Source organism: Maridesulfovibrio sp., from assembly GCF_965230075.1.
Classification (GTDB): Bacteria; Desulfobacterota; Desulfovibrionia; order Desulfovibrionales; family Desulfovibrionaceae; genus Maridesulfovibrio.
This window is the reverse complement of record NZ_OZ245945.1, coordinates 3,653,429-3,670,206: the sequence shown is the minus strand read 5'-3', so window position 1 is coordinate 3,670,206 and position 16,778 is coordinate 3,653,429. Positions and strand designations below refer to the sequence as shown.

The following is a 16,778-nucleotide window of genomic DNA, read 5'->3' as shown; positions in this document are numbered from 1 at the left end:
ACAGGCCAGGGTAAAAAAACTTTAAAAACCCTTATAAACAGGAGCCAGAGAGATAAAACAGCAATGGACGTTTGACAAGTGTATCGTGCGGGCCTCCATATCTTTGACTTTGCGTACCGTTGCATTAGCTGCTACAAGCGATTAACCCGTTTTTGAAAATTAGGCAGGACCGGCTGCCGCCATGATGTATTCCGGTGTGTTATTCTTAATGGATAATATTTTGTAATCACAACATATATTGACTGTAAATTTTAGTCTGGAGGATTAATGATGTCGTTTCGACGTTTGATGATTTTTTTCATTGTCGCCGTTACCATGCTGGCTGCAACTGCGGCCTTTGCCAGTGATGCCCGCACTTATGCGGTTTACCCTTTTGAAATCAACGGCCCTTCCCAGTACAAATACCTGAGCCGCGGTGTTCAGACCATGCTGACTTCCCGCTTGAACTGGACCGGGCACTTTGAGCCCATGGCTGGTTCTGCTGACTTGAAAGAAGCGGATAAACCAAAGGATAAGGTTGAAGAAGTTAAGAAAGTTCAATCTCTTGGTGTTGATTACATTGCTCTTGGGTCCGTGGTTATTGTAGGTAAGCAGGCTTCTGTTGATGTACGTATGATCAATGCTGAGGGCCACTCATGGACCAAAAGTGCCGAGACAACAATTTCCGGACTTATTCCCGCAATTGACGGTATTGCCAAAGATATCAAAGGCCAGCTTTTTGAAAAACCGGGCAGCCAGAAAAAGAGTGAAGAAGAGAAAAAACGTGAAGAATCACGTCCTGACAGCCCTGTAAACCCTGAGTTTGTTACTGCTGCAGGGGCGGGCAAAGTTCTTGAAAGTACTATCAACCCCCAGTTCAGATATCAGGGTGGAACAGAAACACCGGGCCGCTGGCGCAGCCAGACCATGAAGTTCGTCAACCTTGGCGGATTTGTAGAGGATGTAACCGGTGATGGTAAGAAAGATCTGGTTGTCCTGTCTGATAGTGACGTGAAGGTTATGGCTATCAACGGCCAGCACCTGAAGGAAGTTGTCAGCTACCCATACAATAAGCGTGCATCCGGCTTGCGGATCAGTGCGATTGATTTGGACAGGGATGGAGTCTACGAAGTCGTCCTTTGTACTGAAATGAACAGGAAACCTTATTCTTATATCCTTTCATTCAAGGATAAGACTCCGAAAGTGCTGCTTGATCGCAATAAGAACTTTCTTTCTGTAATTAAAACTCCCCCGAACTTTACTGAAACTCTTGTTGGTCAGCGTTTTGATCCGCACAGGACCTTTTACTCCAAGGATCTCGTTGAGTACTCATTCTCCAATGGTGCTCTGCTCCCGATCCGTAACCTTAAAGCTCCTGAATTCAGTAACGTATTTAACTTGACTTACCTTCCGCTCAAGGATGGCGACTATAAGGTTCTTGTCCTGAATAAACATGGACGTATCAACCTTTACGACAAGAGCCTTGAGCCTGTTTACGAAAGTACTAACAGCTACAACTCTGCTGCTGTAGCGATCGACACTGTTTCAAAAGCCCGGGGATTTAATGAAGAGAAGAAGAGCGAACGCATGGAGCATAATTACTATATCCCCATGCCTGTTGCTATTGTTTCCATCTCCGACCCCCACAAAAAGGAAGTTTTGTTGAATAAAGACCTTTCCGTAGCCGGCCAGATCTTTTCAAACTACAAAACTTTTTCTCAGGGTGAAATTCATGCTGAATTCTGGGATGGCGTTGGCCTGAACCTCGCGTGGAAGACCCGTAGAATCAAAGGAACAGTGAGCAGCTACGGTGTTGCCGATATCGACAACGACGGGGCTGATGAATTGTATTGCATTTTGAACACCTTTCCTGGAGCTCTGGGCATCAAGCACCGGAAGACTCTGGTTATGGCCTACGAACTTAATATGGGCCAATAGTTAAGACCGTCCGGGCCTCCCGCTTCTTTGCGGGGGGCCCTTTTTATGATATAAACCACCATCCTTTTTCGGCGAAGTTGCCTTGCCCTGCTTCGTTGCTCAATCAAAAAAGTAAGTCCTTACAATGGAGGAAGTGTGATGAGAACCGGAAAAACTGCCGGGTTGCTTGCAGTATTCATGTTGTGTGCGGCACTTTTTAGTGCTTCTGTTGTTTCTGCGGCTGATATCGGCCTCAGTTATGCCAACTTTCCGCCCGCTAAAACTTTTCCCTGTGTCCAGATGGAGCGTTGGAAACAGGAAGTTGAAAAGAGAACAGCCGGTAAAGTTCAGGTTCAGACTTATCCCGGTTCAACTCTTCTCGGTGCCAAGAATACCCTGCGCGGCGTAATGCAGGGACAGGCTGATATAGGTTGTGTGAGTCTTGCCTATCATCCGGGGGTTTTTCCGCTTTGTTCAGCATTTGAGCTTCCTCTTGGGTTCACCACCTCCACTTCCGCCAGTCTTGCTCTCTGGGATATTTATACCAAGTACCAGCCAAAAGAATTTAAGCGTTTCAAGGTGCTGACCATGTTTACTTCCGCACCTTCAAACATCATGACGAAGGTTCCGGTTCGTAATCTTAACGATCTTAAGGGCCTTGAAGTCCGCGCTTCCGGTATCCTCTCCAAGATCCTTGAATCCCTTGGTGCGACTCCGGTTTCCATGCCCATGTCTGCTACTCCCGAAGCATTGCAGAAGGGTGTGGTTAAAGGACTCTTTTCCTCTTTTGAGGTTCTCAAGGACTTGAATTTTGCTGAAATATGCCGTTATGAGACCGAAACCAATACTGCGGTCTACCCCTTTGCCATTATCATGAACATGAACTCTTGGAATTCACTGCCTGATGATGTCAAAAAAGTGCTCAACGACCTTGGCCGTGAACAGGCTGAATGGACCGGAAAATACATGGATGAACATGTAAAGCGTTCCCTCGCCTGGGCCAAAGACAAGTACTCCATTGAGATGATCAAGATGTCCGACGCAGACATGCAGGCCATTAAGGACAAGACCCTGCCGCTCATCGAAGATTGGAAGAAGAAAGCAGCTGACAAAGGTGTTGACGGCGCAGCAGTACTTTCCGACGTGGAAGAACTTCGCGTTAAGTATGAAGGTAAATAATTTATTGAATATATGACCATAGAGTCTTCCTGTTGTAGTAACGGGAAGACTCTTGATAAAATTATGATTGAATATCTCGAAAAAACAGCAGTTTGGATATGCCGTGGTTTGGCAGTGATTGCCGGGGCGGCATTGACCCTGATGATTTTGCTGGCCTGTGCGAATATGGTTTCGCGGGCTGTCTGGGTTCCGGTTAAGGGGACCTTTGAATTGATGGGCTTTCTCGGCGCGGTTACTGCCGGGTTCTCCCTTGGATTTTCGCAGCTGCACCGCAGCCATATTGCGGTAGGACTTTTGTTCCGCCATTTCCCCACTCAGGTGCAGGTTGTACTGGATGCTTTGTCCAGTGCGGTCTCCTGCGTGTTTTTTATTTTTTGCGCCAATGAGACCTACAAATGGGGCATGTTTCTCTATGATCTTGAGGAAGTATCCGAAACCTTAGGCATTCATTTTTATCCCTTTGTATTTGCTGTGGCCTTCGGCTGTCTGGCTATGGCTTTCGTGATCATGCTTGATATTCTTCGTATTCTGCGCGGCAAGGAACCGCTTAAACCCGCTTAATATTATGGAACCGATTACTGTTGGAATTGTGGGCGTTTTCTGCCTGCTGCTGGTTATTCTTGTCTTGCGTGTACCCGTGGGTTTTGCCATGGGCATTATCGGGTTTATCGGCTTTGCCAAGGTCTTGAATCTCAAGGCTGCTTACGGGATGCTGGGAACTGAAATCTGGAATGTCTTTTCGTCCTATGGCCTGACAGTCATCCCTTTGTTCATCCTTATGGGGCAGATTTGTTTTTATTCCGGGGTCAATGAACGTCTCTACAAGTCCGCTTATGCATGGATGGGCCATATCCGTGGCGGTATTGCTATGGCAACGGTCATGGCCTGTGCCGGGTTTGCGGCTATTTGCGGATCGAACACCGCCACTGCCGCGACCATGTCCACCGTGGCCCTGCCGGAAATGAAGAAGTTTAAGTACAACCCCATTCTTTCCACCGGTTCAGTTGCAGCCGGGGCCACACTCGGCGTTGTTATCCCCCCCAGTGTTGTGTTGATCATTATCGGCCTCCAGACCGGGGAATCCATCAGCAGGCTGTTCATGGGCGGGGTTATCCCCGGAGTACTGCTGTGCGCACTTTTCCTGTTTACTGTTTACATGATGTGTGTAGCTCATCCTGACTGGGGGCCGGCAGGAACTGAAGTTTCTTTCAAGGAAAAGCTGGCTTCGCTGCCCGGTTCCATTGAGATGATCATCCTTTTCGTGCTGGTCATGGGCGGGCTTTTCGCCGGTTGGTTCACTCCCACTGAGGCCGGTGCCGCAGGTTCGGCTTTTGCACTGCTGATCAGCATTGTTTCACGGGAGATGACTTTTAAGCGCTTTGCAGCAGCAGTCAGCGATACTCTTAAGGTTTCCTGTATGATCATGGTGGTCATGCTCGGCGCGGTTATCTTCGGGCGTTTTCTGGCTGTGACTCGTATTCCGTTCGAGGCTGCTAACTTTGTTGCCGCGCTGCCCATTCCGCCCACAGTGATCATTCTGCTGATCTGCGTGATCTATATTATCGGCGGTATGGTTATGGATGCCTTGGCCCTGCTCTTAATCACCATTCCCATCTTTTTTCCCATTGTCAGTGCCATGGGTTACGATCCGGTCTGGTTCGGGGTTCTGATCACCATCGTGACCACTCTCGGAGCCATCACACCTCCGGTCGGGGTGACTACATTTATTGTCGCCTCCATGGCCGAGGATGTTTCCATTGACCGGGTCTTTCTGGGCGTAAGTTATTTTATGATCGCTTACGTTATGCTGGTTGCGCTTATGCTTGCGGTCCCGGCAACAGTTACTTTCTTACCAAGTTTACTTTAGATGGCCGCTGAATTTGTACAGGTAACCAAAGCCGAAGCAGGACAGAAATTGGTCCGTTTTCTGGAACGGCGTGTGGATGGTGCGGTGCCACGCTCGGCTATTATGCGCTGGATTCGCAAAGGTAATGTTCGTGTGGATAAAGGGCGCTGCAAGCCTTTTGATCTGGTCAAGGAAGGGCAGACTGTGCGTATCCCTCCGTATAAGGCAGAGGAAACTCCGCAGCATAAAAAGCTCCCGGCATTGCCCGTCATTTACGAAGACGAGAATTATCTGGCTGTGTGCAAGCCTGCGGGACTGCCTACTCAGGGCGGTAGCGGGCATGATGATTCTGTGGCTGACCGTCTACTTTCCATGTTCGCGGATGCCCCTTACAAACCAGCTCCGGCTCACAGGTTGGACCGAGATACTTCAGGCGTTATTCTGTGTGGGAAATCTCATCAGGGTCAGAAGAATTTATCTGATTTCTTTGCTGAGCATGGTGAGGGCGGTAAGTTTTATCTTGCAGAGGTTGAAGGACATTGGGGTTATGGGAATTGGATCAAGTTGCGAGACAAGATGGAGAAGCGTGGTCCCAAGGGGCGTGAGAAGGTCGTTGTCGGTTCCGGTAAGGATGCTTTGAGTTCTGTCTGTCCAATAAGGGTAGGAAAAAAGTCTTCAATGCTGGTGGTTAAGTTGCATACCGGACGAACCCACCAGATCAGGGTTCAGCTTTCGTCACGAGGCTTTCCTATTCTGGGTGATGTGAAGTACGGTGGGCAGAAGGGAATGATGAAACTCCATTGCCTGCGCATCGAGACCCCGTGGTTTACGGCCTGCTGCCCGCCTGACTGGGATGGCCTACCTGACATTTCTGATCATTATTTCCGTTAAATACGGCTAAAATTATCAGGTGATTTAGCCTGCATTTTGAGACAGTTGAATTAACTTCAGCTGTCTTTTTTTGTGTCTTTTGGCTTGTTTTAATTCACGATGAAAAATAAAAAGTTATTGACAAACGATAATTCGTTGCCGTAATTCGTGAATCAGAAAACGGGTCAAATTACTCTCAAGGAGACATTGATGGATAAGATTAAGAAGATGAGCATATTTTTGAAATATGCATTTCTGCTGATGCTGATTGCAATTCCGATTTTTGAATTTGCCGGATGGATTTTGTTTGATGGTGATCCAGAGTCATTTTTTATTTCAGAATTTCTGCTGACCTTTGACCCTGATTATTTAGCGCCTTTGACTGACACTCAGAAAGCTCTGGGGCTGTTGGTATCTATTCCTTACGCTGGGCTTGGTATGTATTGCTGCTGGCAGCTGGTAAAGTTGTTCGGCTTGTATTCACAGGGGCTGATCTTCACTGCTGACAATTCAGCCTGTTATAGGAGGGCCGCATGGGCGCTGCTTATTGGCGAGATTGTCTATCCATTTACCCAGACTGCAGTTTCATACATAGCGACTATGAACAACGCAGTGGGGGATCGTCTGATTTGCGTTGGTTTTGACGACACAAATATTGGAAATATCGTTGTTGCCTGCGTGATTCTGGCCATTTCCTGGGTCATGGATGAAGGCCGTAAGCTTCAGGACGAAGCTGAGCTCACAATTTAAGGGATTGATATGGCGATACTTATTAACCTTGATGTGATGTTGGCTAAAAGGAAGGTTTCATCCAAGGAATTGGCTGAGGCCGTTGGAATTACCCCGCAGAATTTGTCTGTGCTCAAAACCGGAAAGGCTAAGGCCATCAGGTTTAGTACTCTTGATGCCATCTGCAAATTTTTGGAATGTCAGCCCGGAGATATTCTTGAATTCCGGGATGAGCAAGGAAGTGTAAATATTTAAGGACTCCCCTTATTCGGGCTGGGTTATGGTTGTCCCGGCTTGCGGCAGAACCGGGGAAATCCGGTTCTGCCTTTTTTATTCCCTGAAACCGGGAAGGAAATGAAATGTCTGCTAAGCATGAAAATAGAAAAATTGACGTAGCCTCCCTCAACGAGAACCCGAAGGGTAAATGGAAAAAACTAATTTTCCTGCTGATTCTGCTTGTTGTGGCGGGGGGAGTTTCTGCGGTTGTCCTTAGTGGCAGCGAGGAGATGGTTGAATACAAGACTACCGTTGCCCGGATCGGCAATTTTACTGTTGAAGTAGCTGCCAGTGGAACTTTGCAGCCGCGTAATAAGGTTATTGTGGGCTGTGAAATTTCAGGAACCATCGATAAAATTTTCAAAGATTACAACGATAAGGTTGTTAAGGGCGAGTTGCTGGCCCGCTTGCGTACCGATGAATTACAGGCCCGGGTCAACCAGTTGCGGGCAGCCCTTGAATCTTCGCGGGCCAATGTCCGCAAGTCGCAAGTTGACCTGAAAGATAAACAGAATGAATGTCTGCGTATGGGGAAGTTGCGCAAGAAGAATGCTGTCTCTCAGAAAAAGTTGGATAGTGCGATTACTGCCCGGGATATGGCTGATGCCCATCTTGCCGAAGCAAGGGCCATGGTGCGCAAGGCTGAAGCCAACCTTAATGAAGCTGAAGCCAATCTCAAGAAGGCTTCCATAACTTCGCCCATCGACGGTCTGGTTCTGACCCGTCATGTGGAGGCCGGACAGGCTGTTTCTTCGGGTATGAATACCCCGCAGCTTTATACATTGGCCACCAGTCTCAAGGACATGCGCCTTGAGCTCAATATTGATGAAGCTGATGTGGGAAAAATCAGATCCGGGCAAAAAGCTGTGTTCACCGTTGACGCTTATGCCGGCCGGAAGTTTCCTGCCAAATTTATCAAGCTTCGTTATGCCCCGCAGCGGGTTCAAGGAGTTGTGACTTATGTGGGCATATTTTCCGTGGATAACAGGGAGCTGCTATTGCGCCCGGGAATGACCGCCGCTGCAAAGATTGAGATTGAATATGTCCGGGACAGACTATTGATTCGAAACGGAGCATTGCGTTTTTCTCCAGCGGATGCCGTTCCTGAGAGTGCCATAAACACTCCTTCCTCAAAAAATGCCAACATATGGGTTCTCAGGGACGGCTTTCCGCAAAAAGTTGAGATTCTTAAGGGCAGCACCAACGGGCGGTTCACTGCGATTGTTGATGGTAAACTTTCCGTCGGTGATGAGGTCATTCTCTCCCGTGTAGAAGCTGTAGCTGACAATAACATAGTCCTCTCATTGGAATAGGCAGGGTCGGATAATGATTGAACTCAAGAATATCACCCGGGTTTACAATACTGGCGGGGCCGAAGTTCGGGCACTGGACGGCATAGATATGACCATTGAAAATGGTGAATTTGTGGCCGTTATGGGCAGCTCCGGGTCCGGAAAGTCGACCACAATGAATATTCTCGGTTGTCTGGATGCTCCCTCCTCGGGCAGCTACCTTTTTGAAGGGCTTGAAGTGACTTCACTAAGCCGGAGTCAGAAAGCCCGCTTGCGTCGTAGATATCTTGGTTTTGTTTTTCAGGGATTTAATCTGCTCAGTCGGACGACTGCCCTTGAAAATGTCGAGTTACCTCTTGTTTATCGTGGTTTAGGCAAGAAAGAACGGCGTAATATGGCTTACGCAGCGCTTGATAAAGTGGGGCTTGCCGACCGGGCCATGCATACCACCACGGAAATGTCCGGCGGCCAGCAGCAGCGGGTTGCCATTGCCCGGGCCATTGTCTGCAATCCTTTCCTGCTGCTGGCGGATGAACCTACCGGAAACCTTGATTCCGCCCGCAGCACTGAGATTATGCAATTGTTGACTTCATTGCAGGCCGAGCATGGCATCACCGTTGTTATGGTTACCCATGAATCGGAAATGGCCCTCTGGGCATCGCGGACCGTTGAGTTTCGTGACGGTAAGATTATCAAGGAAGGTCACTGATGTTTTTGCAAGCTGTTCTGCTTTCTTTCCGTACCCTTATGCGCAACAAGTTGCGTTCCTGCTTGACTGTGCTGGGGATTGTCATCGGCGTGGGTTCGGTCATTGCCGTGGTGGTTATCGGTCAGGGGGCCAGCCGTAAATTGACTGATGAAATTTCCAGTCTCGGCAGCAGAATGATTATGATTTACCCTGATGAAGAGAACGGGGTCGGCTTTGCCGGGGAAACATCCAATCTTATCCCTTTTAAAAACTCAGATGTTGATGCTCTAAAGCGGGAATTTCCTGATTGCGGCGGGGTCGCTCCTGTTGCCGAGTCTGCGGTGGTGGCGGTATTTGGGAACAACAATTGCCAGACTGCAATAACCGGAACTGAGGGCAGCTATTTCACTATCAGGAACTGGCAGGTTAAGTCGGGCAGGTTTTTCAACACCAGTGAAGAAAGGGTGGGTAAATCTGTCTGCATTATTGGTGAGAAAGTCAGCAAGAATCTTTTTAAAGGGATGGACCCCATCGGTTCATCCATTCGCATAGATCGCTTTGCTTATCAGGTTATCGGGGTGCTCAAGTCCAAAGGCGGTTCTCTTGCAGGTAAGGAGCAGGATGATATTGTTCTTGTACCTCTTAAGGTTTTTCAACGCAGGATTTCCGGTAACAAAGAGGTTGCCATGATTATCGTGGGCTGTGGTCCCGGTCAGGATTCTACAACCCTCAAGCGGCAACTTAAGCAGGTTATGGTTGAACGTCGTCCGGTTCCGCCCGGGCATGGGAATAATTTCGCTATTGAAGATATGAAAGAGATCATCAAGACGGTAAAAAAACAGACCGGAACCTTCACGACTTTCATCAGTGCCATTGCAGCAATCAGCCTGTTAGTGGGTGGGATCGGGATCATGAATATTATGCTTGTTTCCGTAACTGAGCGGACCCGTGAAATAGGTATCCGCATGGCCGTGGGAGCGCAGGAAAAAGACATCCTGATCCAGTTTTTGGTGGAGGCGGTGGTGCTTTCCTTGTTTGGCGGATTGCTGGGTATTTCATTAGGCTTGCTGGTTCCGCTTTTTGTGACCAGCTATATGAAAATTCCATTTGTTATTGATATGCGTATTATTATGATCAGTTTCGTGTTTTCCGGTTTGGTCGGTATTGTGTTCGGCTATTTCCCGGCGCGGCGTGCAGCAAGGATGAATCCAATTGATGCTTTGCGGCATGAATAGTCTAAGTCTTGGTTTAATATTTCATATTCAGATGCATTGCAACTTTATGCGACAAGAGAGACATATGCAGTAATATAGTGTAGTATTACAGTCTCACAGGATTGTATCTCTTTGCATGGAGTGGATATGGATAAAAAAGATCTGCAAAGTTCAGAAGTTAATGAAAGGTCAATACCGCAGAAATTGAAGACTCTGTTTCAACCGATTGTTTCTATAGATGATAAACAGGTTATAGGGTTTGAGGCTTTTTCCCGCGAAGTGAAAGATGGGGAGGAGCAGCGCGGAATGAACATTAATGACTTGTTCGATACCGAAGATCCGGCCTATTTGTACGATCTGGATAAATCTTGTTGTACTAAGGCCCTGTACCGATTCAGGAAGCTGCTGAAAAGTTGGGGAAATATTTCTATTTTCATCAATATTAATGTCCGGGCTCTTGGAGTACGGTGTTGTGAGGAGCATTTTATTTCAGATTTAGTCAAATCTGGAGGCGTGCCTTTAAAAAATATTGTCATTGAGATTGCATCAGAGTCATTGGACGAGAAAAATGGATTGGAATTTGTTGAATATTGCAGAGGGCAGGGGTTTCAAATTTCAATAGATAAAGTCGAACATGATTCCAGACTGTTAAGTATTCTTTTGCAGGTGAAGCCCGATTTTATAAAACTCCAACGTTCAATATGGAGTAATCCCCTTGATACAACTTTCAATCTTGGCAATTTGGAATATGTCGTCAGGAATTGCACTTCTGTTGATTGCGTTCCTATTGCTTTAGGGATTGAAAGCGAAGATGAGGCTATGCACCTGCTTCAGGCAAAAATTAATTGTCATCAGGGATATTTTTATACACGCAACCGCAGTACGACCAGTGGGGCTGGAGACTCCGTTCAGGGGTTTGTTCAAACTGTTGAGCTGATCAATTCAAAGTTCAAGCAATTGCAGGCTGACAGAATCAAAGATAGAAAAAAACATTTTTTGGATATCCGAACCCAGATGAAAAAGATTTCCAGTTTGTTTATCGATATTCCTGAAATCAAGTTTAAAGAATTATTGAAACGTATTTTGAGGAAATATGAAGATGTTGTTTCTATTTTTGTAATTGATGAGCATGGAATTCAAGTAACTCCAAGACTTGCACGTAATGTCTCAAAAGATGACTTAAAGCAGCGTAGGGCGGTAAATACAACAGGAGCTGATCACTCCATGCGCGATTATTATATGCACTTGCTGTTAGGTTATGATAATTTTGTTACTCCACCTCAGCTGTCTCCATTTACAAATTTTCCAACCGTAATAGTTTCATTACGTTTTTTCAGCGGATTAAAGTCTTTTCATTTGCTGTGCGTTGAGTTCCCATCAGGTTAGTCGCTTCGCTTTCATGTAAAAATCCCCGCAACCGTTAGGCTGCGGGGATTTTTGTAGTTCGAACTAAGCTTTGAATTATTTCTTGGCTTTTTTCTTGGGCGGCTTGACCTTACCGGTCTGTTCCATCATGTCGCGTTCTGCGGACGGGGCGCGGTGTACAGGTTTCATGTACAGGCTGTTGGTCGGGCAGTGGTCAACGCAGATGGAGCAGTAGACGCATGCGAAGGGATCGCAGATCCATGTTCCGGTGCCGCTATCTTTATCTTTAGTGACGGTAATGCACTGTGAAGGGCATTTAATCTGGCATTTTTTGCAGAAAATGCACTCGTCAATGTTGTTGAACAGTTCACCTCTGTAGCGTTCAAAAGGCTCGCGTTTCTCGATGGGATACATGCGAGTAGAGCTTTTTTGAAGGAGGTTCTTCAGTACAGTGGGAGTCATGTTAAGCATGTCTCGGCCTCCTAGCGTTCCGTGCAGCTGATGCACGGGTCGATTGACAGAATGATAACCGGAACATCAGCCAGTTCGCAGTTGGGGAGCATCGCCAGGAGAGGCGGAATGTTCGCAAACGTGGGTGTTCTGATGCGGACCCTGTCAAGGAACTTCTTGCCGCTACCTTTCATGTAGTAGAGGCATTCACCGCGGGGCTGTTCCACGCGGGTTATAACTTCGCCTTCGGGGTTACCTTTGCAGGGAGCTGCAATGTCGCCCTGGGGAAGTCCTGCAATAGCCTGTCTTACGAGCTCTGCGGACTGCAGGGTTTCCCGGAAACGGACTGTGGAGCGTGCCCAGCAGTCGCCGTCGGTTTCGACAATAGGTTCGAAGTCGATTTTATCAAATGCTGCGTACTTCAGGAGACGCATGTCGGAAGCAACTCCGCTACCGCGCAGGGTCGGGCCTGCTGCGCCGAGGTCGTATGCCTGTTCTTTGGTCAGAACGCCAACGCCCTTGGTACGTGCGCACACAGTGTAGTCGTTGAGGATGGTGTTCTGGATTTCCTTGATTTCCTTTTCACAGGTATCAACTTCGGAAAGGATCCAGGAGCACATCTCGGGAGTCAGGTCCTGGCGGACACCGCCAACGATGTTCACGGAAGTGATAACTCGTGAACCGGTGGTTGCTTCGTTGATGTCCATAATGCGTTCACGGATGCGCCAGAACTGCATGAACAGGGCTTCGAAACCGAAAGCATCGGCAAAGAGACCCAGCCAGAGCAGGTGGCTGTGCATACGGTGAAGTTCGGACCAGATGGTGCGGAGGTATTCGGCTCTTTCAGGAACCTCAATGCCCATCATTTCCTCAATGCCCTGACAGTAGCACATTGAGTGGATGTTGGAGCAGATACCGCAGACGCGTTCAACGACCTGGATCATCTGGTGGTAATCGCGGATTTCAGCGAGTTTTTCCAGACCCCTGTGAACGTATCCGAGTGCGGGAATGGCCTCCTGTACGATCTCGTCTTCCACGACAAGCTTCACATGCAGCGGCTCCGGGAGAACCGGATGCTGCGGACCGAAAGGTATGATGGTACGTGCCATAATTTACCCTATAGTTGTTATCGTCTTGGGTTCATCCGGGAAGACGAGTTATTTTTTAGGTTTCATCGCCTTTGTGTTGTTACACATGGGGATGATGGTCACTTCGTCGTCAAGGTACAGCTTACGGCCGAAATCGAGTACGAGGCCGTCGAACTTGATGTCGAACTGGTCCTGTATTTCGTTTTCGATGAGCAGTGCTGCGAAGTACACGCCGCTGATGGAGGGCACGGGCTTATCCATGTCCACGGTCAGGCGCAGGTTGGTGAGTACTTCATTTTTATCAAAGTGGTAGATGATATCCGCTTTTCCCTCACCAAGGTTGGTGCAGGAGTAGGTGACCATGCGCTGTCCGTCACTCTTCATCTTGGATACTTCGCCTACCAGGCTTTCCAGAGTTACATCTATCTGATTTTCAATCACGATCTTACCCCTCGTAATGTTTAGCCTTTAAGGCCTTCAAACTTGGCAAGGGCTGCGACCACGCCGTCGATGATGGCTTCGGGTTTCGCCGGACATCCGGGGACGTAAACATCAACCGGGATTACCTTGTCGACTCCGCCGAGAACGTTGTAGCACTCGCGGAAAATACCACCGGACAGGCCGCAGGCACCGATAGCGATAACACCTTTGGGATCAGGCATCTGATCATAGATGTTGCGCAGGACCTTGGCGTTTCTGTGGTTGACGGTTCCGGTTACCAGAAGCACGTCTGCGTGCTTGGGGTTACCCACGTTGACAACACCGAAACGTTCAACGTCGTACAGCGGTGTCAGGCATGCCAGAACTTCGATATCGCAGCCGTTGCAGCTTCCGCAGTCAAAATGCATGATCCACGGAGACTTGGCGCGTGAATTTCCAATGAATTTCTTGAACATAAGCTTAACCTGCGTACAGCCAGATGAGGTTGACGAAAGACATGGCCAGACCGATGCTCCATACGTACTTGAGCATCCAGCGCCAGGTCATGCGCGCCATAGTGTTATCAATGATCAGCTCTGCAAAGTAGGTGGAGGCGATCAAGAGTACGCAACCTACCAGGCTGGTGTGCCAGAAGAGGGCACAAATACCGAGAATGAAGATGGTTTCATACCAGTGGCCGATTTCAATAATGCCGAGGTAAGGACCGGAGAACTCGGTAAGCATACCTTTAACCAGCTCCTGGTGCCCGTGGTGGGAAGTGGAGAAGTCAAAGGGGGATTTTCTCAGCTTGATAGTCAGAGCATAACCGAGGACTACGAACATGAGCGGCAGCTGAACCAGCAGCGGCTGTTCGTAGGCCAGGATCTCATCAATCCTGAAGCTTCCGGTTACCATAAAGATGGATGCGAAAACGAGGATGAGGAGCGGTTCGTAGGTCAGGACCTGAATTAGTTCACGCTGGGAACCAACCTGGCTGTACGGGGACGGAGTGGAAAGGCCACCCATGACCAGGAAGACAGCGCCGATAGCCTGAACAAAGAAGATCAGGAGCAGGTCGCTTCCGGCAAAGAGCAGGCCGACGGACAGGGCTGCTGCAATGAGGTAAACCCATGAGCAGAAAACCTGCCAGAAGTTGCTGACGACTTTGTCTTTACCGAACAGTTTTGCAACATCGTAGAAGGGCTGCAGGATCGGGGGACCGAAGCGGGACTGCAGGCGCGCAGTAATGCGTCTGTCAAGACCGGCAATAAGGCCGCCCAGAATAGGAGCAATAACGATGCCGAGTATGATGAGAATTAAAGTTTTCATTACAGAGCCCCTCCCAGCATAAGAACGATGAGAGCCAGAGCAACAAAGTTGACCCAGAGGGTGAGTTTTTCTTCACCGAAGAACTCTTTCATGTAGTAGTTGCTTGCCTTCAGTTCTACCGGGCCGTTCATGGGTCCGATGAAGGACTGAACACCGGTTTCAGGAACGTTGGCACCACACATGTAAGTCTGGGAAGTCTTATCGGTTGCAGACTTCTTGGTCTCAATCCATGAGTAGATGAACGCGGCGGCAAGGATTATGAAGATGGGGTATACAGCAAAAACACCTACGGGTGATGTGAATACGCCAGCAGTAATTTCAAAGGACTTGCCGACCATAGGCTCGATGAGTTTGGTGTAGATAACTGGTGAGAAGAAAGACAGAACCACTGCGATACCGGCAAGTGCGGTCAGGGTCAGTCTTGTCAGCACACTCTGGGATTCTGCGGGAACTTTGTCGCGCAGGGGAGCGGTGAGCAGGATACCTGCCCAGCGGGCCCAGAATACCAGGGAAACCGCACTACCCAGAGCGAGCATGGTGATTACGAACATGTCGCCGGATGCGGATTCGATAGCCATCCACTTACCGAGCAGAACACCGAAGGGAGGCAGAAGCATGGTCATGACGCCCACGATGGTGATGATCGCAGTGCGGGGCATCTTGAGATACAGGCCGTGCATGTCTTCAATGTCGCGGCTGCCGATACCGTGCTCAATTGTGCCGACGCACAGGAAGAGCAGGGCCTTGGAGGCTGCGTGGAAGATAATCAGGATGATTGCTGCGGTGATGGCCCAACTGGTATTCAGGCCGGCACAACAGATAATCAAACCGAGGTTACTGATAGTAGAGTAGGCAAGGATTTTCTTGCCGTTGCTCTGGCTGACCGCAATGGCAGCACAGGCAAGGAAGGTAAATGCACCACAGAGAGCCACACCCTGGCTGAGGAAGGTTCCTGCGTAAGCGGGAGCAAGTCTCAGGACGATGTATACACCGGCTTTAACCATGGTGGAGGAGTGGAGCAGTGCGGAAACCGGAGTAGGCGCAACCATTGCTCCGAGCAGCCAGCTCTGGAAAGGAACCTGAGCGGCTTTGGTGAAACCTGCGAGACAGAGCAGACCCAGAGGAGCAAGCATAAGGCCGCCCATGGGACCGGCCTGAATGATGACCTGCAGGTCAAGGGAGCCGGTTTCAGCGTAGGCCCAGATCATACCGAAGACGAAAGCAACACCGCCGAGTGCGTTAAGCATCAGGGCGCGGGTAGCGTTCTTGACCGCAATCTGGGTCTGGTCATGCCCGATGAGCATGAAAGAACAGAAGGTGGTCACTTCGAAGAAGAAGTAGAGCCAGAGAATGTTGTTGGAAAGAACCAGCCCGTTCATTGCTCCGAGGAACAGAACGAGGAAGAAAAAGAATTGCGGCTGGCGGGATTTTACCAAGTGCATGTGTTCCTCATGCTCCTTCATGTAAGGAATCGCGAAGAAACAGATCAGCGATCCAATGACGGAGATGACGGCAACCATGATCAGGGAGAGGCTGTCCGCAAAGATAGCGGGAGTCTCGACCGCATGGTCGACGATGAACAATTCAAACGCAGCAAGCGGGATGATCTGTAAGATAACAAATATCTTGATCATCTGGTTTTTGAGTTTGAATGCGTAATAAAGCATTACGAAAAGCAGGGCAAAATCCGCCAGGGTTATGAGGGAATCCCAGCTGATTCCTACAATTGTACCTGGAGAATAGGTAAAAGACCCTTGACCGAGCAGGGCAAGGGAGACCGCGGCAAGAACTACACCTGTGCCGAGAACGATCAGGGACCTGATCGCACTTACGCGCAGAAAGTAGCAGCCGACAGCAGCCACCAAGGGCAACAAGATGGCCAGAACTAACATCATGGGCAACATACGGACCTCACTGTAACGCGATGTTGTACCAGATTTTGAAAAAAGTGCCTCAGCCGTGTTAACTTTTTAGGTTTTGTGCAACTCTTGAAAATGTTTCACAATTATCACCTAAACTGTACAAATTAGTCTTCAAAATTTGAAGAAAAGTCAACAGCTAATTGAGATGAAATGGGTTTATCTACCTATAGAAATTGCTGATAATTGAAAATTATTTTGTGAAAAATGTCACCAG

Annotated in this window: 17 protein-coding genes; 11 read left to right on the top strand and 6 right to left on the bottom strand. The window is 48.6% G+C overall.

Annotated elements, in window-relative coordinates; genetic code table 11:
• Window positions 1-267: 267 nt before the first annotated feature.
• The 11 genes from ACO05Z_RS16650 (at window position 268) to ACO05Z_RS16600 (ending at window position 11,376) form a co-directional block, all read left to right on the top strand.
• Entirely contained in the window at window positions 268-1,917 is a 1,650-nt protein-coding gene (locus tag ACO05Z_RS16650; RefSeq protein WP_421903307.1) for an FG-GAP-like repeat-containing protein, read from the top strand.
• Window positions 1,918-2,055: 138 nt separating this feature from the next.
• On the top strand, window positions 2,056-3,075 hold the full coding sequence (locus ACO05Z_RS16645; RefSeq protein ID WP_421903306.1) for a TRAP transporter substrate-binding protein: 1,020 nt from the start codon (window positions 2,056-2,058) through the stop codon (window positions 3,073-3,075).
• Window positions 3,076-3,138: 63 nt separating this feature from the next.
• On the top strand, window positions 3,139-3,636 hold the full coding sequence (locus ACO05Z_RS16640) for a TRAP transporter small permease (protein ID WP_421903305.1): 498 nt from the start codon (window positions 3,139-3,141) through the stop codon (window positions 3,634-3,636).
• Between the two features lie 4 nt (window positions 3,637-3,640).
• Window positions 3,641-4,942: a TRAP transporter large permease gene (locus ACO05Z_RS16635; RefSeq protein ID WP_421903304.1), complete on the top strand. Its 1,302-nt coding sequence runs from the start codon at window positions 3,641-3,643 to the stop codon at window positions 4,940-4,942.
• Window positions 4,943-5,812 (top strand): RluA family pseudouridine synthase, encoded by an 870-nt coding sequence (locus ACO05Z_RS16630; protein WP_421903303.1) that lies wholly within the window; start codon window positions 4,943-4,945, stop codon window positions 5,810-5,812.
• A gap of 189 nt (window positions 5,813-6,001) precedes the next feature.
• Window positions 6,002-6,541, top strand: coding sequence for a DUF2975 domain-containing protein (locus ACO05Z_RS16625; RefSeq protein ID WP_421903302.1), 540 nt, complete (start codon window positions 6,002-6,004; stop codon window positions 6,539-6,541).
• A gap of 9 nt (window positions 6,542-6,550) precedes the next feature.
• Window positions 6,551-6,775, top strand: coding sequence for a helix-turn-helix domain-containing protein (locus ACO05Z_RS16620; protein ID WP_015853109.1), 225 nt, complete (start codon window positions 6,551-6,553; stop codon window positions 6,773-6,775).
• 104 nt (window positions 6,776-6,879) lie between these two features.
• Window positions 6,880-8,109, top strand: a complete 1,230-nt coding sequence (locus ACO05Z_RS16615) for an efflux RND transporter periplasmic adaptor subunit (protein WP_421903301.1) — start codon at window positions 6,880-6,882, stop codon at window positions 8,107-8,109.
• 13 nt (window positions 8,110-8,122) lie between these two features.
• Window positions 8,123-8,797: an ABC transporter ATP-binding protein gene (locus ACO05Z_RS16610; protein ID WP_421903300.1), complete on the top strand. Its 675-nt coding sequence runs from the start codon at window positions 8,123-8,125 to the stop codon at window positions 8,795-8,797.
• The gene (locus tag ACO05Z_RS16605; protein ID WP_421903299.1) at window positions 8,797-10,011 is read left to right on the top strand and encodes an ABC transporter permease; all 1,215 of its coding nucleotides are present in this window, start codon (window positions 8,797-8,799) and stop codon (window positions 10,009-10,011) included. The genes ACO05Z_RS16610 and ACO05Z_RS16605 overlap by 1 nt, the downstream gene beginning before the upstream one ends.
• A gap of 126 nt (window positions 10,012-10,137) precedes the next feature.
• A complete protein-coding gene (locus ACO05Z_RS16600; protein ID WP_421903298.1) occupies window positions 10,138-11,376 on the top strand; it encodes an EAL domain-containing protein in 1,239 nt (412 codons plus the stop codon).
• 75 nt (window positions 11,377-11,451) lie between these two features.
• Here ACO05Z_RS16600 and ACO05Z_RS16595 read toward each other — a convergent pair whose 3' ends face one another.
• Genes ACO05Z_RS16595 through ACO05Z_RS16570 form a run of 6 tightly spaced genes read right to left on the bottom strand, consistent with a single transcriptional unit; the run spans window position 11,452 to window position 16,546 of the window.
• On the bottom strand, window positions 11,452-11,826 hold the full coding sequence (locus ACO05Z_RS16595; RefSeq protein ID WP_420248986.1) for a 4Fe-4S dicluster domain-containing protein: 375 nt from the start codon (window positions 11,824-11,826) through the stop codon (window positions 11,452-11,454).
• Between the two features lie 11 nt (window positions 11,827-11,837).
• The gene (locus ACO05Z_RS16590) at window positions 11,838-12,914 is read right to left on the bottom strand and encodes a nickel-dependent hydrogenase large subunit (protein ID WP_421903297.1); all 1,077 of its coding nucleotides are present in this window, start codon (window positions 12,912-12,914) and stop codon (window positions 11,838-11,840) included.
• A 48-nt stretch (window positions 12,915-12,962) separates the two neighbouring features.
• Window positions 12,963-13,334 (bottom strand): NADH-quinone oxidoreductase subunit C, encoded by a 372-nt coding sequence (locus ACO05Z_RS16585; protein WP_421903296.1) that lies wholly within the window; start codon window positions 13,332-13,334, stop codon window positions 12,963-12,965.
• A 20-nt stretch (window positions 13,335-13,354) separates the two neighbouring features.
• A complete protein-coding gene (locus ACO05Z_RS16580) occupies window positions 13,355-13,789 on the bottom strand; it encodes an NADH-quinone oxidoreductase subunit B family protein (protein WP_320174339.1) in 435 nt (144 codons plus the stop codon).
• Between the two features lie 4 nt (window positions 13,790-13,793).
• Window positions 13,794-14,642 carry a respiratory chain complex I subunit 1 family protein gene (locus tag ACO05Z_RS16575; RefSeq protein ID WP_421903295.1) on the bottom strand — a complete coding sequence of 283 codons (849 nt, stop codon included), beginning with the start codon at window positions 14,640-14,642 and terminating at the stop codon, window positions 13,794-13,796.
• Entirely contained in the window at window positions 14,642-16,546 is a 1,905-nt protein-coding gene (locus ACO05Z_RS16570) for an NADH-quinone oxidoreductase subunit L (RefSeq protein WP_421903294.1), read from the bottom strand. Before ACO05Z_RS16570 ends, ACO05Z_RS16575 begins: the two co-directional genes overlap by 1 nt.
• Between the last annotated feature and the right edge of the window lie 232 nt (window positions 16,547-16,778).

Coding starts and splice junctions, on each gene's coding strand:
- ACO05Z_RS16650 (WP_421903307.1), top strand. CDS start 268: ATGATGTCGTTTCGACGTTTGATGATTTTTTTCATTGTCGCCGTTACC.
- ACO05Z_RS16645 (WP_421903306.1), top strand. CDS start 2,056: ATGAGAACCGGAAAAACTGCCGGGTTGCTTGCAGTATTCATGTTGTGT.
- ACO05Z_RS16640 (WP_421903305.1), top strand. CDS start 3,139: ATGATTGAATATCTCGAAAAAACAGCAGTTTGGATATGCCGTGGTTTG.
- ACO05Z_RS16635 (WP_421903304.1), top strand. CDS start 3,641: ATGGAACCGATTACTGTTGGAATTGTGGGCGTTTTCTGCCTGCTGCTG.
- ACO05Z_RS16630 (WP_421903303.1), top strand. CDS start 4,943: ATGGCCGCTGAATTTGTACAGGTAACCAAAGCCGAAGCAGGACAGAAA.
- ACO05Z_RS16625 (WP_421903302.1), top strand. CDS start 6,002: ATGGATAAGATTAAGAAGATGAGCATATTTTTGAAATATGCATTTCTG.
- ACO05Z_RS16620 (WP_015853109.1), top strand. CDS start 6,551: ATGGCGATACTTATTAACCTTGATGTGATGTTGGCTAAAAGGAAGGTT.
- ACO05Z_RS16615 (WP_421903301.1), top strand. CDS start 6,880: ATGTCTGCTAAGCATGAAAATAGAAAAATTGACGTAGCCTCCCTCAAC.
- ACO05Z_RS16610 (WP_421903300.1), top strand. CDS start 8,123: ATGATTGAACTCAAGAATATCACCCGGGTTTACAATACTGGCGGGGCC.
- ACO05Z_RS16605 (WP_421903299.1), top strand. CDS start 8,797: ATGTTTTTGCAAGCTGTTCTGCTTTCTTTCCGTACCCTTATGCGCAAC.
- ACO05Z_RS16600 (WP_421903298.1), top strand. CDS start 10,138: ATGGATAAAAAAGATCTGCAAAGTTCAGAAGTTAATGAAAGGTCAATA.
- ACO05Z_RS16595 (WP_420248986.1), bottom strand. CDS start 11,826: ATGCTTAACATGACTCCCACTGTACTGAAGAACCTCCTTCAAAAAAGC.
- ACO05Z_RS16590 (WP_421903297.1), bottom strand. CDS start 12,914: ATGGCACGTACCATCATACCTTTCGGTCCGCAGCATCCGGTTCTCCCG.
- ACO05Z_RS16580 (WP_320174339.1), bottom strand. CDS start 13,789: ATGTTCAAGAAATTCATTGGAAATTCACGCGCCAAGTCTCCGTGGATC.
- ACO05Z_RS16575 (WP_421903295.1), bottom strand. CDS start 14,642: ATGAAAACTTTAATTCTCATCATACTCGGCATCGTTATTGCTCCTATT.
- ACO05Z_RS16570 (WP_421903294.1), bottom strand. CDS start 16,546: ATGTTGCCCATGATGTTAGTTCTGGCCATCTTGTTGCCCTTGGTGGCT.